The sequence below is a fragment of the Micrococcus luteus genome, assembly GCF_014138885.1.
Classification (GTDB): Bacteria; Actinomycetota; Actinomycetes; order Actinomycetales; family Micrococcaceae; genus Micrococcus; species Micrococcus luteus.
The window spans coordinates 1,121,589-1,145,111 of sequence record NZ_JACJIK010000001.1; the positions used below are offsets into that span (position 1 = coordinate 1,121,589).

At 74.9% G+C, this 23,523-nt stretch carries 19 protein-coding genes, 3 tRNA genes, 1 rRNA gene and 1 pseudogene; 10 read left to right on the plus strand and 14 right to left on the minus strand.

Annotated features, from left to right (window positions below; all coding sequences use genetic code 11):
• Positions 1-24: 24 nt before the first annotated feature.
• Together HDA34_RS05120 and HDA34_RS05125 are read left to right on the plus strand one after the other, a co-directional pair.
• The gene (locus tag HDA34_RS05120; RefSeq protein WP_010079419.1) at positions 25-315 is read left to right on the plus strand and encodes a WXG100 family type VII secretion target; all 291 of its coding nucleotides are present in this window, start codon (positions 25-27) and stop codon (positions 313-315) included.
• Positions 316-382: 67 nt separating this feature from the next.
• Positions 383-1,315, plus strand: a pseudogene (locus HDA34_RS05125) (DUF4031 domain-containing protein).
• A gap of 110 nt (positions 1,316-1,425) precedes the next feature.
• Here the strand turns inward: HDA34_RS05125 and groL are convergent.
• From groL to HDA34_RS05140, 3 genes are all read right to left on the minus strand, one after another.
• Positions 1,426-3,057, minus strand: a complete 1,632-nt coding sequence (gene groL / locus HDA34_RS05130; protein WP_036315916.1) for a chaperonin GroEL — start codon at positions 3,055-3,057, stop codon at positions 1,426-1,428.
• Between the two features lie 318 nt (positions 3,058-3,375).
• Entirely contained in the window at positions 3,376-4,437 is a 1,062-nt protein-coding gene (locus tag HDA34_RS05135; RefSeq protein WP_134377460.1) for a LytR C-terminal domain-containing protein, read from the minus strand.
• A gap of 3 nt (positions 4,438-4,440) precedes the next feature.
• Positions 4,441-4,785 (minus strand): DUF3263 domain-containing protein, encoded by a 345-nt coding sequence (locus tag HDA34_RS05140; protein WP_205805498.1) that lies wholly within the window; start codon positions 4,783-4,785, stop codon positions 4,441-4,443.
• A gap of 36 nt (positions 4,786-4,821) precedes the next feature.
• On the opposite strand from HDA34_RS05140, the gene HDA34_RS05145 reads away from it, so the two are divergent.
• Positions 4,822-5,499 (plus strand): uracil-DNA glycosylase, encoded by a 678-nt coding sequence (locus tag HDA34_RS05145; RefSeq protein ID WP_036315921.1) that lies wholly within the window; start codon positions 4,822-4,824, stop codon positions 5,497-5,499.
• Positions 5,500-5,512: 13 nt separating this feature from the next.
• Here the strand turns inward: HDA34_RS05145 and HDA34_RS05150 are convergent, their stop codons facing one another.
• The 5 genes from HDA34_RS05150 to HDA34_RS05170 all read right to left on the minus strand — a co-directional run bounded on the left by HDA34_RS05150 (position 5,513) and on the right by HDA34_RS05170 (position 10,665).
• Positions 5,513-7,429, minus strand: coding sequence for a threonine/serine exporter family protein (locus HDA34_RS05150; RefSeq protein ID WP_036315922.1), 1,917 nt, complete (start codon positions 7,427-7,429; stop codon positions 5,513-5,515).
• 166 nt (positions 7,430-7,595) lie between these two features.
• Positions 7,596-7,669: transfer RNA gene (locus HDA34_RS05155), tRNA-Val, on the minus strand.
• 199 nt (positions 7,670-7,868) lie between these two features.
• Positions 7,869-9,320: a S8 family peptidase gene (locus HDA34_RS12115; RefSeq protein ID WP_233437097.1), complete on the minus strand. Its 1,452-nt coding sequence runs from the start codon at positions 9,318-9,320 to the stop codon at positions 7,869-7,871.
• A gap of 276 nt (positions 9,321-9,596) precedes the next feature.
• Positions 9,597-9,673: transfer RNA gene (locus tag HDA34_RS05165), tRNA-Thr, on the minus strand.
• A 119-nt stretch (positions 9,674-9,792) separates the two neighbouring features.
• Positions 9,793-10,665 carry a DsbA family protein gene (locus HDA34_RS05170; protein WP_134377461.1) on the minus strand — a complete coding sequence of 291 codons (873 nt, stop codon included), beginning with the start codon at positions 10,663-10,665 and terminating at the stop codon, positions 9,793-9,795.
• A 107-nt stretch (positions 10,666-10,772) separates the two neighbouring features.
• Between HDA34_RS05170 and HDA34_RS05175 the strand changes: the two genes are divergently transcribed.
• Positions 10,773-12,074: a DUF4032 domain-containing protein gene (locus HDA34_RS05175; protein WP_134377462.1), complete on the plus strand. Its 1,302-nt coding sequence runs from the start codon at positions 10,773-10,775 to the stop codon at positions 12,072-12,074.
• 13 nt (positions 12,075-12,087) lie between these two features.
• On the opposite strand, the gene treZ is transcribed toward HDA34_RS05175, so the two are convergent.
• The 4 genes from treZ to HDA34_RS05195 all read right to left on the minus strand — a co-directional run bounded on the left by treZ (position 12,088) and on the right by HDA34_RS05195 (position 18,178).
• On the minus strand, positions 12,088-14,079 hold the full coding sequence (gene treZ, locus HDA34_RS05180; RefSeq protein ID WP_134377463.1) for a malto-oligosyltrehalose trehalohydrolase: 1,992 nt from the start codon (positions 14,077-14,079) through the stop codon (positions 12,088-12,090).
• Positions 14,076-16,556, minus strand: a complete 2,481-nt coding sequence (treY, locus tag HDA34_RS05185) for a malto-oligosyltrehalose synthase (RefSeq protein ID WP_134377464.1) — start codon at positions 16,554-16,556, stop codon at positions 14,076-14,078. The genes treZ and treY overlap by 4 nt, the downstream gene beginning before the upstream one ends.
• A gap of 61 nt (positions 16,557-16,617) precedes the next feature.
• Positions 16,618-17,076, minus strand: coding sequence for a hypothetical protein (locus HDA34_RS05190; RefSeq protein WP_020625726.1), 459 nt, complete (start codon positions 17,074-17,076; stop codon positions 16,618-16,620).
• A gap of 58 nt (positions 17,077-17,134) precedes the next feature.
• Entirely contained in the window at positions 17,135-18,178 is a 1,044-nt protein-coding gene (locus HDA34_RS05195) for an aldo/keto reductase (protein ID WP_134377465.1), read from the minus strand.
• A gap of 65 nt (positions 18,179-18,243) precedes the next feature.
• Between HDA34_RS05195 and HDA34_RS05200 the strand changes: the two genes are divergently transcribed.
• The 5 genes from HDA34_RS05200 (at position 18,244) to HDA34_RS05220 (ending at position 22,504) form a co-directional block, all read left to right on the plus strand.
• Positions 18,244-19,146 (plus strand): fumarylacetoacetate hydrolase family protein, encoded by a 903-nt coding sequence (locus HDA34_RS05200; RefSeq protein ID WP_020625724.1) that lies wholly within the window; start codon positions 18,244-18,246, stop codon positions 19,144-19,146.
• Entirely contained in the window at positions 19,133-19,873 is a 741-nt protein-coding gene (locus HDA34_RS05205) for an NADPH-dependent F420 reductase (RefSeq protein ID WP_134377466.1), read from the plus strand. Before HDA34_RS05200 ends, HDA34_RS05205 begins: the two co-directional genes overlap by 14 nt.
• Before the next feature lie 61 nt (positions 19,874-19,934).
• Positions 19,935-21,494 carry a DUF5129 domain-containing protein gene (locus tag HDA34_RS05210; protein ID WP_134377467.1) on the plus strand — a complete coding sequence of 520 codons (1,560 nt, stop codon included), beginning with the start codon at positions 19,935-19,937 and terminating at the stop codon, positions 21,492-21,494.
• 92 nt (positions 21,495-21,586) lie between these two features.
• Entirely contained in the window at positions 21,587-22,084 is a 498-nt protein-coding gene (locus tag HDA34_RS05215; RefSeq protein WP_134377468.1) for a carboxymuconolactone decarboxylase family protein, read from the plus strand.
• 57 nt (positions 22,085-22,141) lie between these two features.
• Positions 22,142-22,504: a GNAT family N-acetyltransferase gene (locus HDA34_RS05220; RefSeq protein ID WP_073117502.1), complete on the plus strand. Its 363-nt coding sequence runs from the start codon at positions 22,142-22,144 to the stop codon at positions 22,502-22,504.
• Between the two features lie 65 nt (positions 22,505-22,569).
• Here the strand turns inward: HDA34_RS05220 and HDA34_RS05225 are convergent.
• A tRNA-Pro gene (locus tag HDA34_RS05225) sits at positions 22,570-22,646 on the minus strand.
• A gap of 131 nt (positions 22,647-22,777) precedes the next feature.
• On the opposite strand from HDA34_RS05225, the gene HDA34_RS05230 reads away from it, so the two are divergent.
• The gene (locus tag HDA34_RS05230; RefSeq protein ID WP_036315952.1) at positions 22,778-23,206 is read left to right on the plus strand and encodes a hypothetical protein; all 429 of its coding nucleotides are present in this window, start codon (positions 22,778-22,780) and stop codon (positions 23,204-23,206) included.
• A 127-nt stretch (positions 23,207-23,333) separates the two neighbouring features.
• Here the strand turns inward: HDA34_RS05230 and rrf are convergent.
• A 5S ribosomal RNA gene (rrf, locus tag HDA34_RS05235) occupies positions 23,334-23,450 on the minus strand.
• Positions 23,451-23,523 lie beyond the last annotated feature (73 nt).

The following is a 23,523-nucleotide window of genomic DNA, read 5'->3' on the forward strand; positions in this document are numbered from 1 at the left end:
GCACTCATCAGAGGGGACAGTCACATGAGCATCGTGCAGATCGACGTCGAGGACCTGCGGGCCAAGAGCGGGGCGGTGGAGGGCTCCATCGGCCGCCTCCAGGCGGAGGTGAGCACCATGGAGGCCAACCTGCGCCAGCTGCAGGACACCTGGCGCGGCCAGGCGGCCGCGAACTTCCAGGGTGTGCTCACCGAGTGGCGCGCCACCCAGCAGCGCGTGGAGGAGTCCCTGGCGGGCATCCGCCGCGCGATGGACGCCGCCGCCACCCAGTACCAGGACGCGGAGACCGCCAACGCCGCGATGTTCCGGTTCTGAGCGCCCGGAACGGTCCGGGGTGCGGCCGGCCGGCCGCGCCCCGGTCCGTGCTTCCTAGAGTGGGGGCATGACCGTCCTGATCGACCCGCCCGCGTGGCCCGCCCACGGCACCGTGTTCTCCCACCTCGTCTCCGACGCCTCCCTCGAGGAGCTCCACGCGTTCGCGCGGGCGGCGGGGCTCTCGGAGCGGGCCTTCGACCGGGACCACTACGACGTGCCCGCGCACCGACGCGCCGAGCTCGTGGCCCGCGGGGCGGTGCCCGTCACCGGACGGGAGCTGGTGCGCCGCCTCGCCGCCTCGGGGCTGCGCGTGCCCGCCCGGAGCCGCGCCGAGAAGCGCGACGTCGTCCTCGCCCGGCGCTGGGCGCGGCTGTTCGAGGGCACGGCGGCGAGCCCGGACGCGGTGACGACGGCGGGACGCGACCTGCTGGCCCGCTGGGCGGAGCCGCATCGGCACTACCACGACCCGGCCCACCTGCTCGCGGTGCTCGAGTCCGTGGACCTGCTCGAGCGGGCGGGGGCGAAGGCCGGGCCGGATCCGCGTGCGGTCCGCCTGGCCGCGTGGTTCCACGACGCCGTCTACGTCGGGGACCCCGCCGCGCCCGCCGGCTAGGACGAGGCGGACTCGGCCGCCCTGGCCCGGGACGTGCTCACCGACCCGCGGCTGGCGGTGCCGGCCGACGTCGTCGACGAGGTGGCGCGCCTCGTGTTGCTCACCGCCGCCCACGACCCCGCCCCGCACGACGCGGCCGGGGCGGTGCTCTCGGACGCGGACCTCGAGGTCCTCGGCCGCTCCCCCGAGGCCTACGCCCGCTACGTGGCCGCGGTCCGGCAGGACTACGCGCACGTGTCCGACGCGGACTGGGCCCGCGGTCGCGGCGCGGTGCTGGACGCCCTGCTGGACGCCGAGCGGCTGTATCGGACCGCGCCCGGCCGAACGCGCTGGGAGGCCGCCGCCCGCCGCAACCTGGCGGCGGAACGAGCCGCGCTGTCGGCCTGAGCGGGGCGCCCCGGTGCCGGCCCCGGACGCGGCGAGGCCCGCCTCCCCGGACGGGGAGACGGGCCTCGCTGGCTGGGCGCCCGAACGGGCCGGGCCGGCTCAGCGGCTGATCACATCATGCCGCCCATGCCGCCCATCGGGTCCATGCCCTCGGCGCCGGCGGCGGCCTTCTCGGGCTTGTCCGCGACGACGGCCTCGGTGGTCAGGAACAGGCCCGCGATGGACGCGGCGTTCTGCAGGGCCGAGCGGGTCACCTTCACCGGGTCGTTGATGCCGGCGGCCAGCAGGTCCTCGTACTCGCCGGTGGCGGCGTTCAGGCCGTGACCGTCGTCGAGGGTCTTGACCTTGTCCGCCACGACGCCGGGCTCCAGGCCGGCGTTGAAGGCGATCTGCTTCAGCGGGGCCTCGATGGCGACCTTCACGATGTTCGCGCCGGTGGCCTCGTCGCCCTCGAGCTGCAGGCCGCCGAACGCCTTGGCGCCGGCCTGGATCAGGGCCACGCCGCCGCCGGCGACGATGCCCTCCTCCACGGCGGCCTTGGCGTTGCGCACGGCGTCCTCGATGCGGTGCTTGCGCTCCTTGAGCTCCACCTCGGTGGCCGCGCCGGCCTTGATGACGGCCACGCCGCCGGCCAGCTTGGCGAGGCGCTCCTGCAGCTTCTCGCGATCGTAGTCCGAGTCGGTGTTCTCGATCTCGGAGCGGATCTGGGCCACGCGGCCGGCGATCTGCTCGGCGTCGCCGCCACCCTCCACGATGGTGGTCTCGTCCTTGGTGACGACCACCTTGCGGGCGGTGCCCAGCAGGTCGAGGGTCGCGTTCTCCAGGGACAGGCCCACCTCGGAGGAGATGACCTGGCCGCCGGTGAGGATGGCGATGTCGGCGAGCATGGCCTTGCGGCGGTCACCGAAGCCCGGGGCCTTCACGGCCACGGACTTGAAGGTGCCGCGGATCTTGTTGACCACGAGGGTGGCCAGGGCCTCGCCCTCGACGTCTTCGGCGATGATCAGCAGCGGCTTGCCCGACTGCATGACCTTCTCGAGGATCGCCACCATGTCCTTCACGGAGGAGATCTTCGAGTTGACGATGAGGATGTAGGGATCCTCGAGGACGGCCTCCTGGCGGTCCGCGTCGGTCACGAAGTAACCGGAGATGTAGCCCTTGTCGAAGCGCATGCCCTCGGTGAGCTCGAGCTCGAGGCCGAAGGTGTTGGACTCCTCGACGGTGATGACGCCCTCCTTGCCGACCTTGTCCAGGGCCTCGGCGATGAGGGAGCCGATCTGCTTGTCCGCGGCGGAGATCGAGGCGGTGGCCGCGATCTGGTCCTTGGTCTCGATCTCGCGGGAGGCGGAGAGCAGCTCGGAGGTGACGGCCTCCACGGCCTTCTCGATGCCGCGCTTCAGGGACAGCGGGTCGGCGCCCGCGGCCACGTTGCGCAGGCCCTCGCGGACCAGCGCCTGGGCCAGCACGGTGGCGGTGGTGGTGCCGTCGCCGGCGACGTCGTCGGTCTTCTTGGCGACCTCCTTGACGAGCTCCGCGCCGATCTTCTCGTACGGGTCCTCGAGCTCGATCTCCTTGGCGATGGAGACGCCGTCGTTGGTGATGGTGGGGGCGCCCCACTTCTTCTCCAGCACCACGTTGCGGCCGCGGGGGCCGAGGGTCACCTTCACGGCGTCGGCCAGGGTGTTCAGGCCCTTCTCCAGGCCGCGGCGGGCCTCTTCGTCGAATGCGATGGTCTTGGCCATGTGCAGGTCCTTTCTGGACGTCGGCTTCCTACTGCTGGTGGCTGACCCGCGCCGGTGCCCGCGACGGACGGCCCCTGGGGGCCTCACCGGTGGACAGGTCCTCCTCCACGGCGCCGGGCCGACCGGGGTACGGCTGGCAGTCGCGCCTTCGGAGTGCTAACCCCATTATGAGCACTCGCACCGGGAGAGTGCAAAGGGTCCGCAGTGCGGGGCCCGCCCTTCCGCGGACGGCGGACGGCCCCCGGCAGAACGCCTCGGAAGGCGCCCCGCCGGGGGCCGGAAAGGGTGCGCGGCCGGCACGGCCGCACGACGGGCGGATCAGCTGGTGACGACCACCGCGATACCGTTCACCTGCAGGTTCGGGGTCTGCATGACCGGGAAGCCGAGCTCCTTGCCGACCGCCTCGGCGGCGGCCTTGTTGGCCGAGCCGTTGTACAGGACGGTGGAGGACTGGATGCCGTAGCCGCTCCAGTTCTTCGCGTCCACCGAGGTGTAGCCGGCGCCCGTGAGCCGCTGCGCGTAGGAGGCGGCGAGGCCCTGGGTGCGGGTCGCGTTGTACACGGTGACGTGGGTGCCGCGCACGGCCGCGGACTGCGCGGCTGCACGAGAGCTCGACGCGGCCGCAGACTGCGCGGCCGCACGAGAGCTCGACGCGGCCGCGGACTGCGAGCGCGAGGCCTCCGCCGCGGCGGCCGAACGGGACGCGGCGGCGCGCGAGGACTCCGCCGCCTGGGCGGCCGAACGGGACGCGGCGGCGCGCGAGGACTCCGCCGCCTGGGCGGCCGAACGGGACGCGGCGGCGCGCGAGGACTCCGCCGCCTGGGCGGCCGCCGCCGACCGAGACGCCTCTGCGGACTGCGCGGCGGCCTCGGAACGCGAGGCCTCCGCCGCCTGTGCCGCGGCGGCGGCACGGGACGACTCGGCGGCCTCGGCGGCCTCGGCGGCGGCTCGAGAGGACTCGGCGGCCTCGGCGGCAGCCGCCTCCTGCGCCGCCCGCGAGGACTCGGCCGCGGCCGCGGAACGGGACGCCTCCGCCGCGTCCTCGGACGGGGTGGCGGACTCGGTCGCGGACGCAGTCGACGCCGACGCGGAGGACGCCGAGGAGGACACGGACGACGCCGACGTCGACGGCGCGGCAGCCGGGGCCGTCGTCGAGCTCTCGGCGGCGACGGGCTCGGAGCGGTCGCCGGTGAGCCACGGCAGGACGACGCCCACGAACAGGCCGGCGAGCAGGACGAGGCCGGCCACCCAGAGCAGCGGGCTCAGGCGGCGACCCCCGCCCGCGGCGGTTGCGCCGGCAGCGGCGAAGGACTCGCGGTGCGCGCCGCGCTGGTCCGTGTACTCGGGGACCTCGTCGAAGCGGTCGGGCTGGTAGGCCATGGGTCAGTTCTCCTGGCGGGAAGCGGGCGTGGACGGCGCCGGATCCGCGGGTCCCCTCCGGGCCCGGCTGCGGGTGCCGCGCTTGCGCAGCAGCCGCGTGACCAGCAGGGGTCGGTAGGCCAGGGCGGCCTCACGGTCCAGCAGTCCGTTCAACACCTGATAATAGGCGGTCGGAGACAGCCCCAGACGCTCTCGGACGGCGTGGTCCTTGGCCCCGCCGTACCGCCAGGTGGCGGCCTCCAGGTCCAGGACCGCACGCTCCAGGTCCGTCAGCTCGTCCCGTCGCGCACGCGCGCGGGCACCCTCGTCCGGGGCCGGATCGGGCGAGACGGGCGTGGGGTGGGACATGGCGGCCACTGTACCCACCCGGTCTACCCTCGGGGCATGGAGTTCATCGCGCCCCTGGATCCGGGCTGGGAGGCGGCCCTCGCCCCGCAGGCCGCCGCGTTCGAGCAGGTCGGCGAGCGGCTGCGGGCCCGCCGGGCGGCCGGAGAGCAGGTGCTGCCGGCGCCGGAGCACATCCTGCGGGCGTTCCGTCAGCCGTTCGCGGACGTCCGCGTCCTCGTGCTGGGCCAGGACCCCTACCCGACGCCGGGCCATCCGATCGGCCTGAGCTTCGCGGTGGACCGCCACGTGCGGCCGCTGCCCCGCTCCCTGGCCAACATCCACCGGGAGCTGCACGACGACCTCGGCATCACCCCGCCCGCCCACGGGGACCTCTCCGCGTGGACGGACCAGGGCGTGCTGCTGCTGAACCGCGCCCTCAGCGTGCGGGCCGGCGCACCCGGCAGCCACCGCGGCCTCGGCTGGGAGCAGATCACGGAGGCCGCGGTGCGGGCCCTCTGCGCGCGCGGCACCCCGCTCGTGGGGCTGCTGTGGGGAGCCGACGCGCGGCGCATGGCGCCGCTGCTGACGGCGGCGGGGGCCGGCGTCGTGGAGTCCCCGCATCCCTCGCCCCTGAGCGCCCACCGCGGGTTCTTCGGCTCCCGGCCGTTCAGCCGGGTGAACCGGCTCCTCGAGGCGGCCGGCGCGGCCCCGGTGGACTGGCGCCTGCCCGACTGAGCCGGGCCGCCGGTCAGCCGCGCTGGTGCATCACGAGTTCGGTGGGCAGCAGCGTGCCCATCCGGTCGGTGATCGGCTTGGCCAGGGTGTTGCCGAAGGCGACGCCGGCCGCGATTGCCACGACGATGACCGCGGCGTTGAAGAGTCCCTCGACGCCCAGCAGCGTGGCCCCGGTCTCCACGGTGAACCCGTAGACGGACCGGAACATGGTGAGTCCGGGAAGCAGGAACAGCATGGACGGCAGGACGATCACGAGCGCCGGGGCCGCGAGCCGCTGGGCCACCAGGCGGCCGAGGAACCCGACCGCCGCCGCGGCGACCGCGGGCACCAGCCGGTCGCTGACCCCGATCTGCTGCGCTGCCAGGTACGCGCCGAAGCCGGCCCCGGACACGAGACCGCAGGCCAGGATCTGGGGCCACCGCGACTGCTCCACCACCGCGTCCGCCATGCCCGCGGCCATCACGAGGCCCAGCAGCAGCAGCGGCGGATAGCTCAGCGTCCCCGCCTCGGCCAGGTCCAGCTGTTCGAATCCCACGAGATCCCCGATGCCCACGGCGATCATGATCCCGGCCATCACGCCGGCGAACACGAGCAGCGCGGAGAGGAAGCGGCCCGCGGCGGTCACCGGGAAGCCGTGGATGGCGTCCTGCACCGCGGTGACGAACCTCGCCGTGGGCAGGAGCATCATGATGCCGCCGGCGATCACCAGCGCCGGGTTGACCGGCAGGTCGAGGGCGTGGGCCATCAGCGCGATCACCGTGGCCGTGATCGCCCCGAACATCGTGGAGAAGATCTCCGGGAAGCGCGCCTTGTCCGCCTGGACCTTGAGCCAGAAGACCAGCCAGGTGGAGACCATGCCCAGGGCCGCGCCCGTCCAGGTCCCGCCGATGAACGGCACGAAGCAGGCCACGAACACGCCGGAGAAGAGGACCTCGAAGACGGCGGGGAACGGCTTGGGCTGATGCCGGATCTCCACGAGCCGGCGCTGGGCCTCGGCCCGGTCCACCTCGCCCGCGGCGATCTCCTCGACGAGCCGGTGGACGGCCACGAGCCCCTCGAAGTTCACCGAGGACGAGCGGACCACCCGCTGGAGGGTGAACGGGGCCTCGCCGCGTGAGGAGTCGGGCGCGTAGTTCAGGGAGATGGACTGGTTGGTCAGGTCCACCTCGGTCTCGAGGATCCCGTAGGCCTGCGTGGCCACGATGATCGAGGTCTCCACGTCCAGCGAGGCCGCGCCGAAGCTGAACATCGTCTCGCCCAGCTTGAGCGCGAAGTCCAGGGTCGTGCGGGCCTCAAGGGCCTGCGCCTCCGCGCGGCGCTGCTGCAGCGTGGAGCGCATGCGGCGCCCGTACGGCGAGGAGTGCAGGCGGTCGGCCAGCACGAGCGCCTGCGTCGGCAGGTTCTCGACGAAGACCTCGCGGGAGCGCCGGCCGCGCCGACGCCCGCGCTTCTCGGGCGGACCCGCGGGGACCACCGGGTCCGGGACGGTGACGTCCGGCGCGGGGATCACCTCCGGGGCGGGCAGGGCGCCGTCGGCCTCCGCGGGCGCCAGGACGGAGGTGGGCACCTGCTCGGACAGCGGCGGCTCGGTCAGGGGCGCGTCCGCGGCCGGCTCCGGCAGCGTCTCCGCCTCCGGCTCGGCCGATTCCTCCGGCTCCGGCTCCGGCGCCGAGACCGGATCGGCGGCGGCGGGGCGGACCACGGGCGGCAGCGGCTCCGTCGGCTCGACGGCGACCGCGGCCGGGTGGGCCGACTCCGCCGGGTCGAGGTCGAGCAGGCCGGGGTCCTCCGGGTCGAGCGTGAGGTCGCCGACAGCGGCGGCGTCCTCGGCGCCGGCCGGGCGCAGCACGGGGATGAGCGTGGGGACGGCCGGGGGCTCCGCGATGCGGGGGTCGAACCGCGCCGGCTCCTGGGTGCCCTCCTGCTCCATGCGGCTCACCCTCTCCTTCCGTGTGCGGGCGCTGGACGCGCCACGGCGGTGGGCCGAGCCCCGCCGACGCGTCCATCCAACCACGCCGGCACCTCCCCCGCCGGGGCCGTCGGCACCGCGGCCCGGGGACGCGAAAGGGCCCTCCCGGAGGAGGGCCCTGCTGCGGTGGATCTTACTGGACTCGAACCAGCGACCTCTCGCGTGTGAAGCGAACGCTCTAACCAACTGAGCTAAAGATCCGGGCGTCGCCCCATGGGGGTGACAACTCGAAGAACGATACCTCAGGCGGCGCCGCCTGTCCACCCGGGCGACGGCCACCCCGCGCACGGCGGAGCGGCCATCGAGAGCCGACGAGCACGTCAGGCGTCGGTCAGCGTGGCGCCGGGCTCGAAACCGCCCTGGGCGACCAACGAGGTCCCGGCGCCCGGGCGGGCTCCGGTCAGGAGCTGCCACCGAGGGAGGAGACCGCCCTGGCGGCGTCCGCCAGGCCGGCGCCGCAGCCCGCGGAGCAGGACACGGGCATGGACCGGGCCGTGGACCTGAGGGTGGACTCGACCTGGGCCGGGGTGAGGCTCGGCCGCTCGGCCAGCAGCAGGGCGGCCAGGCCCGCGACGTGCGGGGTGGCCATCGAGGTGCCGTTGTAGGCGGCGTGGCCGGCCGTCGTCGGGGTGGTGGCGCCGTTGTTCACGGTCGAGATGATGTTCGCCCCCGGGGCGGTCACGTCCACGGCGGAGCCGTAGTTCGAGAACGAGGCGCGGGCGCCCTGCGAGGTGGAGGCGGCCACCACGATGGTGTTCCGGCAGTTGGCCGGGCGCACGTTGGCGGCGGGCTGGTTCTCGTTGCCCGCGGCCACGACGACGGGCACGCCGCGGGAGACGGCCGCGTTGATCGCGTTCTGGTAGGTGGTGCCGCACGTGCCGGAGCCGCCGAGGGACATGTTGATGACGTCCGCCGGGTTCGGGTTGGCCGGCACGCCCGCCACGGTGCCGCCGGCGGCCCACACGACCGCGTCGGCGATGTCGGACAGCGAACCGCCGCACTTGCCGAGCACGCGGATGGGCTGGATCTTCGCGTTCGGGGCCACGCCGACGACACCCTGGGAGTCGGCCACGGCCGCGACGGTGCCCGCCACGTGGGTGCCGTGCCACGAGGAGTCAGAGGCGCCGGTGGTGCCGCACTCGCCGGCGGCGTACCAGTCGCCCTCGTCGCGCGGGTTGGAGTCGCGGCCGCCGCCGTCGCGCGCCGCCCTGCCGTCGGAGATGAAGTCGTAGCCGGGCACGACGTTGCTGTCGAGGTCCGGGTGGGAGGTGATGCCGGTGTCGATGACGGCCACGGTCGCACCGGAGCCCGTCGTGCGGTCCCACGCCCCGGGGACCCGCATGCCGTGGGCGCCGGTGAAGCCCCACTGCTGAGAGTAGAGGGCGTCCACGGGGCTCAGGCCGGTGGCGGTGAGGATGGCGTCCGGCTCCACGGCCTCGACCGCCCCGGAGGCCTTCAGGTCGGCCATGAACTTCGCGGACTCGGCCTGGTCCAGCTTGCGGTCCGCCTTGACCACGCGGGAGCCGAGCGCGGTCTCACGCAGCTCCTTCACGGAGACGCCGGCCTCCTTCGCGGCCTTGCCCCAGGCGTTGGCTCGGCCCTTCGCGTGGGCGGTGGCGGCGGTCTCCTTGTAGGTGACGATGAAGGAGTCGTAGCCGTCGGCGTTCGGGTCCTCGACCTGCGCCGCCGCCAGGGGCGAGGCGGCGGTCGGGGTGGCTGCCGGTGCGGCGGGGGCGTCGCCGGAGGGGGCCGCAAGCGCGGGGGACGAGGTCAGGGTCCCGCCGGCGAGGACGGCGCCGGCCACGAGGGCGCCGATGCGGCGGCGGGTGCTGCGGGGGGTGGAGGACTGCACGGGATCTCCTCGGAGTTCTGGGCCACCGGACGCGGGTGCCCGAGGGGCTCGGGCCGGGGTGGCTGGGATCACGGTAAGGTCACGATTCCGTCACGACGAGGCCCAGGGTTGAAGTCTGGCGGATGGTCGAGGCATCTCTGGCGGATCCGCCAGCCGAGCCTGGCGGATGGCCGCGGGCGCGCACAGCGGCGCCCCAGCGTCGGCCCGCGCCGGACGCGACGACGGCGCCGCGCCCTCCCGGCGGAGGTGCGCGGCGCCGTCGGGCCCGCGGTGGGGTGGAGCCCCCTGCCGGATTCGAACCGGCGACCTGCTGTTTACAAGGCAGCTGCTCTGGCCAGCTGAGCTAAGGAGGCCTGCGGCCGGCGCCCGGGGCGCCGCGGCCGACCCTTCCAGCGTACAAGGCCCGGGCGGGGGGCGCGGGGCGCCCCCTGCGTGGGGACGCCCCGCGGACCTCGGCGACGGGTCAGCCGGGTCAGCCGGCGATCTTGGCGCCCGCCCAATCGGCGAAGGTCTTGTCCTCGCCGTCGAGGGCCCAGTTCTTCCCGTCCACGAACACGGTGGGGGTGCCGGCCACGCCGGCGACGCGCGCCTGGCGGGTGGTGTGCTCGACCGCGGAGCGGAACGTGCCGTCCTCGACGCAGGAGGCGATGTCCGCGCCGTGCTCCTGCGCGAGCTGCGTGATCGCCGCGTTGTCCAGGCCCTTGCCCTGGTGCTCGTCGTAGGTGGCGAACAGGGCGGCCACGAAGCCGTTGTAGGCCTCGGGCTTCTGGTCCGCCACGCAGTACGCGGCGTTGGCGGCGCGGGCCGAGTAGTTCTGGTTGTTCGGGGCGCTCAGGTAGTCCACCATCCGGTACTCGACCGTGACCTGGCCCTGCTCGAGCCACTGCTCGATCTGGTCCCCGTTGGTGGACTCGAAGTCCGCGCAGTGCACGCAGTTGAAGTCCGCGTAGAGCACGATCCGCGTCGGCTCACCGTCACCACGGGCCTCGGTGTTCGGCAGGGTCTCGGGCTGAGAGCTCGCGGCCTGCTTCGGCACCTCGATCTTCGAGGGGTCGACCTCGCGTTCTCCCGCGCCCTCCGCCAGGTCCGTGGCCGAGGTCAACTCGATGCCGCCCTGCTCGTTCGCCACGGCGGGGATGGGGCCGGCGGCCGCGGCGTCGTCGCCGTTGCGGTTGAGCACGAACGCGACGACGAGGCCGATCACGAGCACCACCGCGAGGACCGAGCCCCAGATGACGCCGGTGCGGCGGCGACTGTCCTTCCTGCGCTGCTCCTCCTGGATCTGGCGGGCACGCGCACGAGCGTCCGTCGCCGAGGTGTGCGAGCCTGACGTGTTCCGGGCCAAGGGTCCTCCTCGTGGGGCAGTCGGTCCGGGTCGAGCACCGGAGCCGGCGGGCAGCGGGCGCGCCGCGCCAGGCGAGCATAGCGGCCCTGTCTGAAAGGATCGTGACCATGGACACCGCCGAGACCCCCTCCCCCGTCGATCGACTGACCATCACGGGCGCCCCGTCGGGGGACGCGACCGAGGACCCGGCGACGTCTCTGCTCGCCCTGCCCTGGGCGCTCCCCCTCGAGACGTGGCCGCGTGAGGTGCTGGCGGCCCTGCCGCGGGGCATCTCCCGTCACGTGGTGCGCTTCGCCCGGGTGGGCGGGGGCATCGTGGCGGTGAAGGAGACCACCGAAGAACTCGCGTTCCGCGAGTACCGGCTGCTGCGCCGGCTCGAGCGGAGCCCGGCGCCGTCGGTGGTGCCGGTGGCCGTGGTCACCGGACGCACGGAGGACGACGGCACGCCCCTGCCCGCCGCCCTCGTGACCCGGCACCTGCGCTTCTCCCTGCCGTACCGCGCCGTGTTCTCGGAGCGCCTCGAGCGCCGCACCCTCGTGCGGCTCATGGACGCGCTGGCGACCCTGCTCGTGGAGCTGCACCTCGAGGGGTTCTTCTGGGGTGACGTCTCCCTGTCCAACGTCCTGTTCCGGCGGGACGCGGGCGGGTTCGCCGCCCACCTGGTGGACGCCGAGACCGGCGAGCTGCGGGCACGGCTGTCCACCGGCCAGCGCGAGCACGACCTGGACGTGGCCGCCGTGAACGTGGGCGGTGAGCTGCTGGACCTGCAGGCCAGCGGGCTGCTGGACCCGGAGGTGGACCCCGTCACCACGCCGGACCTGCTCGTGGCCTCCTACCGGCGGCTGTGGGACGAGCTGACCGGGCCCCTGCTGTTCCCCCGCGCCGAGCCGTGGCGCCTGGACCGCCGCGTCCGCCGCCTGCAGGAGCTCGGCTTCGAGCTGGCCGAGTACTCACTGCGCGCCGCCGACGCCCCCGGGATGATGATCGCCCGACCCGTCGAGATCCACGCGGGCTACCACCGCCGTCGGCTGACCCGCCTCACGGGACTCGAAGTCCAGGAGAACCAGGCCCGCCGGCTGCTCGTCGACATCGAGGCCGCCCGCCGGGAGTGGGACCCGTACATGGACATCGAGGCTGCGGCGCATCGCTGGGTGGTGGAGGTGTTCGACCCCGTGGTCCGCTCGGTGCCCCTTGAGCTGCGGGCCAAGCTCGAGCCCGCCGAGGTGATGCACCAGCTCCTCGAGCACCGCTGGTACCTCTCCGAGGCCCGCGGCCAGGCCGTGCCCCTGCAGGAGGCGGTGGACTCCTACGTGGACACGGTGCTGCGGGCCCGCCGCGACGAGGACGCGGTGGCACTGCACCCCACGACCACCATGCTGCGCGCCGTCCCGCCTGCGGACGCGGACTGACGCCGGACGCGGCTCAGCGGCGCAGGAGCAGGAAGCCGGGGGCCGGGACCGCCGCCGGCACCGTGCCGGGGCCGAGCGGGCCGTGGTCGCCGTGGCCGGCGAGGAGCCCGGCCCGCGCCAGGTCCGCGGGCACGGGCAGCGGGTCCGCGCCGAGGGCGACGAGCAGGATGACGTCGGCGTCCGCGCCGGCGCGGGTGAGGCGCACGTGGCGCCGGGCCGCGTCCACCTCGGCCCGGACGCGGTCGCGGCGGGGGTCGGTGAGCTGGGGCAGCGTGCGGCGCAGACCGATCAGGATGCGGTAGGCGGCGAGCACGCGCGCTCCCCGGCCGTGGCCGTCCGCGCCGCCCGCGGCCTCCGCCCAGTCCAGCACGGCCGCGTCCCGCGTGGCGGGGTCCTGCGGGTCGGGGACGTCGTCCGGATCCCAGCCGTGGGCGGCGAACTCGCGGCGACGTCCCTGCCGGACGGCGTCCCCGAGCTCGGGCTCGCGGAACGAGGTGAAGAACGGCCACGGCGTCGAGGCCGCGAACTCCTCCCCCATGAAGAGCATCGGCACGTGCGGGCCGGTCAGCAGCAGGGCGGCCTCGGCCGCGAGCGCGCCCTCGGACAGCGCGGCCGCGGTGCGGTCGCCGCCGGCGCGGTTGCCCACCTGGTCATGGTTCTGGATGCTGGCCACCCACGCGTGGTTGGGGATGGCGTCCGGCACGGGCCGGCCGTGGTCGCGGCCGCGGAAGGTGGAGCGGGTGCCGTCGTGGAAGTAGGTGCGCTCCATGACCTTGGCCACAGCCTCCAGCGGGGCGAAGTCCGCGTAGTAGCCGTGGGTCTCCCCCGTCGCGGCCACGTGCAGGGCGTGGTGGACGTCGTCGTTCCAGGCCGCGGCGAGGCCGAGCCCGCCGGCGTGGCGGGGCAGCACCAGACGTGGGTCGTTGAGGTCGGACTCGGCCAGGAGGGGCACGGGTCGGCCGGCACGGGCCGCGATCCCGTCCGCGAGTGCGGCCATCTCCTCGAGCAGGTGCACGGCGCGGGTGTCCCGCAGGGCGTGCACCGCGTCGAGGCGCAGCCCGTCCACGCGCATCTCCTCGAGCCAGAAGCGGACGTTGTCCAGGACGAACCGGCGCACCTCGTCCGAGTCGGCGCCGTCCAGGTTCAGGCCGTCGCCCCAGCCGGTGCCGCCCTGACCCAGATACGGCCCGAACACCTGCAGGTAGTTGCCGGAGGGGCCCAGGTGGTTGTGCACGACGTCCTGGACCACGCCGAGGCCGGCGGCGTGGGCGGCGGCCACGAAGCGGCGGTAGGCGGCGGGGCCGCCGTAGGACTCGTCGACGGCGAACCACGCCACCCCGTCGTAGCCCCAGTTCCGCGGCCCGGAGAAGGAGTTCACGGGCAACAGTTCGACGTGGGTGACCCCGAGGTCCGTCAGGTGCGGGAGGCGGGCGATGGCGGCGTCGAGGGTCCCCTCGGCCGTGAAGGTCCCCAGGTGCAGCTCGTACAGGACGGCACCGCGCAGGCCGCCGCCCTGGGGCGCGGCCGGATCGGACTCCACCCCGGGCGGCCCGGCCCAGCCCTCGTCCGGCCACGTGAAGACGCGGCCGGCGACGTCGCGGCGGGAGGGCCCGTGGACCGTGTCGGGCTGGCGGCGGGAGCGGGGGTCCGGCACGGGGTCCGCCCCGTCCACGCGGTAGCCGTAGCCGGGGTCGGCCGACGGCTGGGCGGCGTCGAGGCCGAGGGCGGCCAGCGGGTCCTCCGTGGGCGTCCACCAGCCTCCGGCGGCGGGGTCCATGGGCACGACGGCGGCGACGGGCCAGCGGTCCTCGGCGTCGTGCAGGGCGCCGGGCTCGGTGTCGACGAGGACGAGGTCGACGCTCTCGGCGTGCGGCGCCCACACGGCGTAGGGGACGGCGCGCGCGGCCTCGACGGCGGCCCGCTCCGCCGCGGCGGGGTCCACGGGGTCGGAGCCGATCGGGTGCAGGCCCGGGGCGGGGGCGTCGACCGGACGGGGCTCGGTCACGGGGCGGTCCTCTCTCGGCGGTCGGACGGGGCGTGCGCCGGGACGAGCAGCGCGACGGGCAGGGTGCTGAGCAGTTCGTCGAGGCGCACGGCGCCGCGCGCGTCCGGGTGGACGGGGTGGCCGGTGACGGCGTCCTCCCACCGCCCAGCCGGCACGGTCACGACGGTCTGGCCCCAGCCACCCGCGGCCGCGAGGCGGACGGGCCAGCGCGTGGCCACGGCGAGCGCCCCGCCCCGGTCGAACGCGATCGCGTGTTCGGCGGCGGGGCCGGAGACGTCGAGCGGGCGGTGGCCGGTGAACAGCTCGGGCCGGTCGCGGCGGGCGCGCAGCACGCCGGCCACGACGGCCAGCTTGGCGGCGGCGGGGTCGTCGAGGCCGGGCGTGTGGCCGGCGTCGAGGCGGTCCAGCAGGTCGGCCCGGGCCGCGAAGTCCACGGGGCGGCGGTTGTCCGGGTCCACGAGGGTGGGGAAGGGCACCTCCGTGCCCTGGTAGACGTCGGGGACGCCGGGGGCGGCGAGCTGGACGAGCTTGTGGCCGAGCTGGACCACGAGGCCGGGCTCGGCGATACGGTCCGCGACGGCCTGCAGCACGCCCCGCGCAGGCCCCTCGGGGGAGGTGACGGCGGCGGCGAGCGCGGCGAGCCGGGCCTCGAACTCGGGGTCCTGGTCCGTCCAGGTGGTGGCCAGGGCCGCCTCGCGGGAGGCCTTCTGCAAGAAGCCGAGGATCCGTTCCTCCTCCGGCGCGGTGCCGTCCGTGGGCCAGACGCCCACGATGGACTCCCAGAGCAGCCGCTCCGCGTCGGGGTGGCCGAGCGGGTGGAGGCGCCTCAGCTCCGCGAGCTCGGCGGCCCAGCGGTCGGGCTCCTCGGCGAGCACGGCGATGCGGGCGCGCACGTCCTCACCGCGCTTGGTGTCGTGGGTGCTCAGGGTGGTCATGGCCGTCGGCCAGGCGGCCTGGCGCGCCTGCTGGGCGGCATGGAAGTCGGCCAGGGACAGGGCGACGTGGGAGGGGTCTCCGCCGACCTCGTTCAGATTGGCCCACCGCGTGTACCGGTAGAAGGACCGGTCCTCGACGCCCTTGGCCATCACCATGCCGGAGGTCTGCTGGAACCGGCGGGCCACGGGCGAGTCCGGGTCGGTCAGCTCGGGCCGCAGGTCACCGAGCACGTCGGCGAGGCCCGGCTCCGCCGCGGCCGCGTCCGCCAGCGCACCCTCGAGCACGGCCAGGCCCACGGGCAGGTAGGTGCGGTACACGGGCAGGCGGGCGAGCACGGCGGCGAACGCGGCGGCCACGTCCTCGTCCGGGTGGGCACCGAGGGCGTGCACGGCGCGGACCTCCCGGACCAGCCGGGCGGTCTCGGCCGCGAGGGAGCCGGTGGCCACGTCGTGCTTGGCCCGCACCACGGCCTCGTCCCACTCCCGACGACGGCGCGCGTCCTCGGCCTCATCGCCCGCGGCGTCGGGGTGCATGAAGACGCGTTCGACCTCGCCGAGCGCGCCGTAGCCGGTGGTCCCGTCCACGGGCCAGTCCGCGGGCAGCGCCTCACCGGGCTCGAGGATCTTCTCCACCACGAGGTAGCCCTCCGGGAGCACGTGGGAGCGCAGGCGTCGCGCGTAGCCGGCCGGGTCCGCCAGGCCGTCCGGGTGGTCCACGCGCAGCCCGTCCACGAGCCCTTCGCGGACCCAGCGGGCGGGTTCGGCATGGACGGCGTCGAAGACCTCGGGCTCCTCCACCCGGACGCCCGCGAGCGTGGTGACGGTGAAGAACCGGCGGTAGTTCAGCTCGGCGTCGCCGCGGCGCCAGCCGACCAGCCGGTAGTGCTGGCGCTCGTGCACGGCGCGGGCCAGGCGGACCTGCTCCGCGGTCGGCTCCTTCGCCGGGTCCGCCGCCGCGAAGACCTCCGCGGCGCGCAGCCCGGTCTCCGCCTCGGCCGCCTCGAGCGATCCGGGGGCGAGGGGGTAGACGTTGTCCCAGTAGCGCAGACGGCCGCCCTCGGCGTCGACGACGAGACGGTCCAGTTCCGCGTCCGCGTCCCCGTCAGGGCCGTCTCCCAGCACGGGGATGAGCAGGGACCCGCCGCCGGCCGCCCAGTCCACGTCGAACCACGCCGCATGCGCCGCCTCGGGACCGTGGGTGAGCACGTCCCACCACGCCGGATTGGCCTGGGGCGTGGCCACGCCCACGTGGTTCGGCACGATGTCCACGAGCACGCCCATGCCCGCCTCGTGCGCGGCGCGCGCGACCATGTCCAGCCCCTCGGCCCCGCCGCGGGCGGCGTCCAGCCGGGTGGGGTCCACGACGTCGTACCCGTGGTCGGAGCCGGGCTCGGCCTCGAGCAGCGGCGAGAGGTAGAGCCAGTCCACGCCCAGGCGCCGCAGATAGGGCACGAGCCCGGCCACGGACTCCAGCGGCAGATCCGGGCTGACCTGGAGCCGGTAGGTGGACGCGGGGGCGGAACGGACGGTCGAGGTGCTCACGCGGCGACGCTAACAGAGGCCCCCGACGCGGCATCAGGCCCGACGGGCCGGGGCGGGAAGGTCAACGCGTCTCGACCGGACGGGCGAAGATGTCCTCCCCGACGACGGGCTCGCCCGAGGACTCCAGCAGGACCATCTCGTCGCGCAGCACGGTGCCGTCGGCCTGGGTCAGATCGGCCACGAAGCCGGGGCCGGACTGGCGGATGCGGTCCACCGCGGTGTAGCCGTACTTCGCCTCGAGGTTGCCGCGGAACGCGTCCAGACCCTGGACGTGCAGGACGGCGCCCGTCGCGCCGAGGGCGACGGCGGCCGCGAGCGCGACAGCCCCGACCCCGCGCTGGGTGCGGGTGTCCTCGAGGAGTCCGATCTCCGGGTTGCGGCCGTGGGTCGCGGCGAAGCGCCGGTGCCGCCGGGCACGCCACAGGCCGACGACCACGAGCGTGCCGCCGACCACGAGGGTCAGTGAGGCCAGCCAGTAGAGGATCCAGGGGGTCACGAGGTCGACGTTCGCGAAGTCCATGCCCCAGTGTGACACAGGTCTCACTCCGGCGGGAGGGCGCGCGGCCGGTCGCGCCTCGTCAGGGCAGCAGCCGGCCCCGCGCCGCGGTCCACAGGCGGTGCCACTGCGCGGAGTCCATCGCCTCGGCCGCGGCGGCCGCCTCGGCGCACGCGGCGACGCGCTCCGGGTCCTGGGTGCCGATCACGGGCCGCACGCCCCACGGCAGGCGCAGCAGCCAGGCGAGCACCACGGCCTCCCGGCTGACGCCCAGCTCCGCTGCGACCTCGCCGACGACGCCGGCCGCGCCGTCGTCGCCGGAGCTGAACCGACCCTGCCCCAGCGGACCCCAGGCCTGCAGCTCGATCCCCTCGGCGGCGCACACCGGGCCGAGGCGCCCGGCGTCGGCGTCCGCGGGGGCGTCCGGGTGGTTGGCGAGCACGACCGCCTCCACGAGGGTGCGGTGGTGCAGGCCGAGCTCGACCTGGACGCATGCCAGCCCGGTCCCGTCCGCCGCTTGGCTCTCGAGCTCGCGCTGGAACTCGAGGACGCGGCCCACGCCGAGGTTGGAGACGCCCAGCTTGCCGACCAGGCCCGCCTCCCGCGCGTCGAGGAAGGCACGCACGGTGTCGGCCACGGGCGTGAGGACGTCGGGCCGGTGGATGATCAGGGTGTCCACGCGCTGCTCGCCGAGGCGGGACAGCGAGCTCTCCAGCGAGGCGCGCACGTGCTCGGGCGAGGAGTCGTAGCGGGTCAGACGCCGCCCGGCCGGGTCCGTCTCGTGCAGGACGATCCCGCACTTGGTCTGCACCTTCAGGGCGGAGCGCTCCTCGTAGGGCAGCTCGTGCAGCAGCCGGCCGACGGTCTCCTCGGAGCGGCCGGCCCCGTAGATGTCCGCGGTGTCCAGCAGGTCGACGCCGGCCTCGATCCCGGCACGCAGGGCGCGGCGGGCACGCTCCACGGCCGCCTCGGCCTGCGCTGCGCCCGCGGGCCCCTCCGGCCCCGCCCCCGGATCGGCGTCCGGGGGCGGCGGGGGAACGGACCCCCAGGCCATGGTCCCGAGGACGATCGGGGTGGCCGGGGTCGGGTCGAGGTCGAGCGGCGGATGCGTGGAGGCTGTGCTCATGGCCTCACCGTCTCACGTCCGCCCGCCCCGGGTCCGGACCCGCCGCCCTGTGATGGGATGGGTCCATGAAGCTCGCCACGTTCCGCCAGCCCGACTCCGACGCCGCCTACCCCGGCGCCACGTTCGCCGCGGTCATCACCTCCGTGCACCCCGAGGACCCCGAGGTCGCCGTGCGCGCCGTCGCCCTGCCGGACTGTCGCGACGTCGGCGAGTACCTCACCGCCACGCCGGAGGAGCAGCGGGAGATGGTGGAGGGTGCCCTCCGCGCGGCGCAGGCCGACCGGTCCCTCCTGCTGGACACCTCCGGCCTCGTCTACGACACGCTCGTGCCCTTCCCCACCAAGGTGTTCTGCGTGGGCCTGAACTACACGAACCACATCGACGAGACGGGCCTGGATCGCCCCGAGCATCCGACGCTGTTCGCGAAGTTCCCGCAGTCCCTCACGGGTGCGCTGGACCCGATCGAGGTCCCCGAGGAGGACCACCGGGTCGACTACGAGGGCGAGCTGTGCATCGTGGTCGGGGAGCCGGGCCGACGCATCGCCGTCGAGGACGCCCCGGAGCACATCGCGGGCTACGCGGTGGCCAACGACATCTCCATGCGCGGCTTCCAGGGCCGCACCTCCGAGTGGCTGCAGGGCAAGGTGTGGGAGGCCTCGACGCCCGTGGGTCCGTGGCTGGTCACCCCGGAAGAGTTCCCGGCGGACGCGCGCGTCCTCACGCACGTCAACGGTGAGCTGCGTCAGGAGGACAGGGTCGCCGACGTCGTCTTCTCCCCCGCCGAGCTGGTCTCCTACGCCTCGCAGCTGATCACCCTGAACCCGGGTGACCTGATCCTGACCGGCACGCCCGCAGGGGTCGCCCTGGCCCGCCGGGACGCCGAGGGCCGCCGCCCGTGGCTGCGTCCCGACGACGTCGTCGAGGTGGAGATCACCGGGCTGGGACGCCAGCGCAATGAGCTCGTCTGAGGCGGCGCCGGCGGACGCCCTGCCCCGCGTCGTCGGCATCCTCGGTGCGGGGCGGGCGGGCACCGCGCTGGCACGGGCGATCGCGCGCATCCCCCGCCTCTCCCCGGGCACGGCCGCCCCACGGGTGATGGTCGCGGGCACGCGGCGCCCCGCGGCGGTCCAGCGTCACCTGACGATCTACGCGCCCGAGGCCGTCGCCGTGTCGGCCGAGGACCTGGCGGCGGAGGCGGAGCTCGTCGTCGTGGCCGTGCCGCGCGAGGCGCTCGACGACGTCGACCCGCTCGCCCTCGCCGGGCCGGCCACGCGCGCCGTGGTGGACCTGACCAACACGTGGCCGGGCGAGCCCGTCCCGGCGTGGCTCGACGACGACGGCTCGCCCGGCTCCGTCCGGATCGCCGCGCGCTGGGCCGCCGCAGGGCTGCGCGTGCCCGTCGTGCGCGCGTTCTCGGAGATCTCGCATCACGACCTGGAGGACGCCGGGCGCGCCACGGCCCCGCGTCGCGCCCTCGCGGTGGGCACCGAGCGGACTGACGCGGCGCCCGAGCCGGCCGCGGTCGCCGCCGCGCGCGACACGGTGGTCGCCCTCGTCACCGCGATGGGCTTCGACGCGGTCCCCTACACGGGCCTCGACCGGGCCGGGGTCCTCGAGCCGGGGGCGGCGGGATTCGGCACCGCGCACGACGCCGGCCGGCTCGCCGCGCTGCTCGCCGACGCGCCCACCGGCTGAGGCGCGCCACCGGCTGCGGTGCCTACGCTGGGCGGGACCGCCGACCCGTCCAGGAGGCCCCGTGACCCGTCCGACGCACCGCACCGCCCGCCGCACGCTCACCGCGGTCGCCCTGTCCGCCGCCGCCCTCACCGGACCGGCGGCGTCCGCCACCGTCGTCGCCCTGCCGGTCACGGCGGGGGTGACGGGCGCCGTCGTCGCCGCCGCGCCGCAGGCCCACGCCGTGGCCTGGGACCAGGTGGAGCTCGTGGATGACGCGGGCGTGATCGACCCCGCCCAGCTGCGCCGTGACCTGGCGGGGATCGAGTTCCGGGAGCCGACCCGCGTCGCCGTGGTCACCGAGCACGGCCCGGACCTGTCCGCACTGGACGACGACCGCGCGTCTCAGGCGTTCAACGGGCGGGTGCTCGAGCGGGCTCGCGCGGAGCACCCGGACTGGCTCAGCGCGGACGGCCAGAAATGGGCCGACGGCCTCGTGATCGTGGCGCTCGACCCGGACAACCGGGTGATCGGGGTGTACGTGGGCGAGGACCGGATGCTCAGCACGGGCCAGCTGCGGGAGGTGCGCGAGGCCGGACACGAAGCGGCCCGTGCGGCCCGATGGACGGACACGGTCGTGGATGTGACGGACGCCGCCGCCGAGCTGATCGGGCGCCCCTGGTGGCAGGCTCCCGAACTGTGGTTCGGCGCGGGGATCGTCGGTGTGGCGGGCGGTGGCGCCGCGGCCGCGGCACTCGCGAGCCGACGGCGTCGCCGCCGCCGGACGGCCGACCTGCTGGCCGAGGCCCGCACCCACCTGACCCCCGTCACCCTGGAGATGGACACCACCGAGGTGAACGCGTCTACGGTGCCCGAGGACTCGCCCCACGCGGCCGCGCTGATGGAGCGCTTCCGCAACTTCCGGCGCCAGGCGCTCGATGCGTCGGCGGAACTGGACCGCCTCGAGGCCCTGCCGGAGCGCAGCCTGCATCGCACAGAGCACGCCCGGGCCGCGGAGGACGTCCGGGACCGCGCCCGTGAGCTCGACCGCCTCGACGACGCCGTGGCCGCGGCGAACACCTTCCTCAACCGCCACGCGGGGTGGCCGTCGGCGTGGGACCAGCAGACCGCCCCGCTGCGGGCCGACCTGGACGCCGTCGGCACGCTGGCCTCCTCCGTCGGCTCCGCCGGACCCGTCCGATCCGCCGTCGCCGCGCTGGAGTCCTTCCGCACCGAGGCCCAGGACCGACTCGAGGCGCTGGGCGCGGACCTCCAGGACGAGCGCCTGACCCCGGCCGCGGCGCTGGATGAGCTGGACGCCCTGCGGCGTCGCCTGACCGGGCTCGTCTCCGCCCTCGCCGACGCCGAGGTGGCGGCGTTCGGCAAGGACGACGCCGAGCGTGAGCTGCTGCGCGACGAGCTGCGCTCGCACCGTGGCCCGGCCCGGTCCGGGCGCGGCTCGATCCTGGACTCCGCGCTGCCGGCGGATGCCTACTGGACGGTGGTGGCCTTCACCACGGGCCACCAGGCCGGCGAGCGGTCCGTCCAGGACCATCGCCAGGCGCAGTCCAGCTCCTCCGGGACCGGCTACGGATCCTCGGGCGGCTCGTTCTCCGGGGCGGGCTCGTCCGGCCGATTCTGAGCCGGTCGGGGCCGGATCTGAGCCGGAAGCTCGTCCGGGCCGGGCACCCGGTCCCTGGCCCACCGCCCCGTTCTGCGAGCCAGTGAAGGACCATGACCGCCGCTGACACCCCCGCACCCCGTCAGGACCCCCTCGCGTTCCTCCTCGACAAGGCCGTGCCCGAGGCGTGGCACGCGGTCGGGCCGCTGGCCTCGGCCGCGCGCGCCGCCGCCGAGCAGGCCGGGCTGGACCGGCAGCTCGTGGAGCTCGTGAACCTCCGGGTCTCCCAGCTCAACGGCTGCGTGTTCTGCCTGGACCGGCACACCCGCCAGGGCGCCGACGCCGGTCTGAGCGTGCAGCGCCTGGGGCTGCTGCCGGCGTGGCGTGAGGCCGAGGCCGTGTACTCGGAGCAGGAGCGCGCCGCACTCGAGCTCGCCGAGGCGGTCACGGACCTCCCCGAGCAGGAGCAGCTGAACTACGTGCAGGCCTCCACGGCCGCCGCGCTCACGGACGCCCAGTCCGCGGCCGTGCAGTGGGTCGCGATGGTGATGAACCTGACGAACCGCATCTCGATCCTGTCTCACCACCCCGTGCGGCGCCGGGACGGCTGACCCCTTCCCCGTCGCCGGCCCAGCGGCGGGGTCCACCCAGGAACGAGAGGACCGACCATGACCGAGCAGACCCCCAGCCTGGAGCACCCGCAGGTCCGCAAGAACGGGGAGAGGTACGAGATCGTCATCGACGGCGCGGGCACGGTGGCCGGCTTCACGACGGCGATCGACGACGACACCGCCGACGGCCCGGCCCAGCGGATCTTCCCGCACACCAAGGTCGACCACGAGTACGAGGGCCGGGGCCTGGCCTCGACCCTCGTGCGCGAGGCGCTGAAGGACACCGTGGCCGCGGGCCGCCGGGTCGTCCCCGTCTGCCCGTACGTGAAGGACTGGGTGGACGAACACGACGACGTGGCCGGCGAAGTGGACCCGGCGCGCCCCGAGCATCTCCAGTTCCTGGAGTCCCGCCAGGACTGACGCACCGCACCCGGTGAGCACCCGGAGACGAGAAGAGCCCCCGCCGATCCGGCGGGGGCTCTTTCTGGTCGGGGTGACAGGATTTGAACCTGCGGCCTCGTCGTCCCGAACGACGCGCGCTACCAAGCTGCGCCACACCCCGTTGGAGGTCTCAGACCTGAATCCAACAGAGAGCGACTATACCAGCCACACCGGGTGCCGCCAAACAGAGATGCGGGGCAGAATCTCACGCGTGAGACCTCTGCGCACCCCGCGAATCCGAGAGAGGCCGGCATGAGCTGGTGGCCGTTCCCGCGTTCCTCCGCGAGCCCCTCCCCCGACGACGACGGCGCCCCGGCCGCCGCCGAGCTCGAGGAGGCCGTGGCCGCCCTGCGACAGCTGTTGCGCGCGGAGCGGCACCGACTGCGCCCGGACAGCTGGGCCCTCGCGTGGGAGATGGTCGAGCACGCCGCCGAGTACGCGCCAGCCTGGACTCGCCTGCAGCGCACACGGCCCGTGGAGACCCAGGAGCTCGTGCTCGCCCTCACCGGGCGCTTGGAGCCGCTGCTGCGCGACTTCCTCGCACTCCCCGACTCGGAGAAGCCGGCCCATGCCGACGCCGTGCACGCGCGCCTTCGGGAGCAGGGCACGGAGCACGGCCGGCTGCGCCGCCGACTCACCCGCGCGCTCACGGCACGACTGCGGGCCGGCGAGGAGCTCTGAGCGCCGCGGGTGAATGCACCCGGAACGCAGAAAGCCCCGTGCAGATCGCACGGGGCCGCCCGGTGAATCCTCCCGGGAATGCGGGAAGGGCCTCGCACCAACAGTGCGAGGCCCTCCCCCAAAGAATGTCCGGCGGCGACCTACTCTCCCACAACCTCCCGGCTGCAGTACCATCGGCGCTGTGGGCCTTAGCTTCCGGGTTCGGAATGGAACCGGGCGTTTCCCCCACGCTATGACCGCCGTAACCCTAACCCCACACCACCACCCTCAACACGGGCAACAGCAGGGAAACCTAACGGGTCACACAACAGTGACAC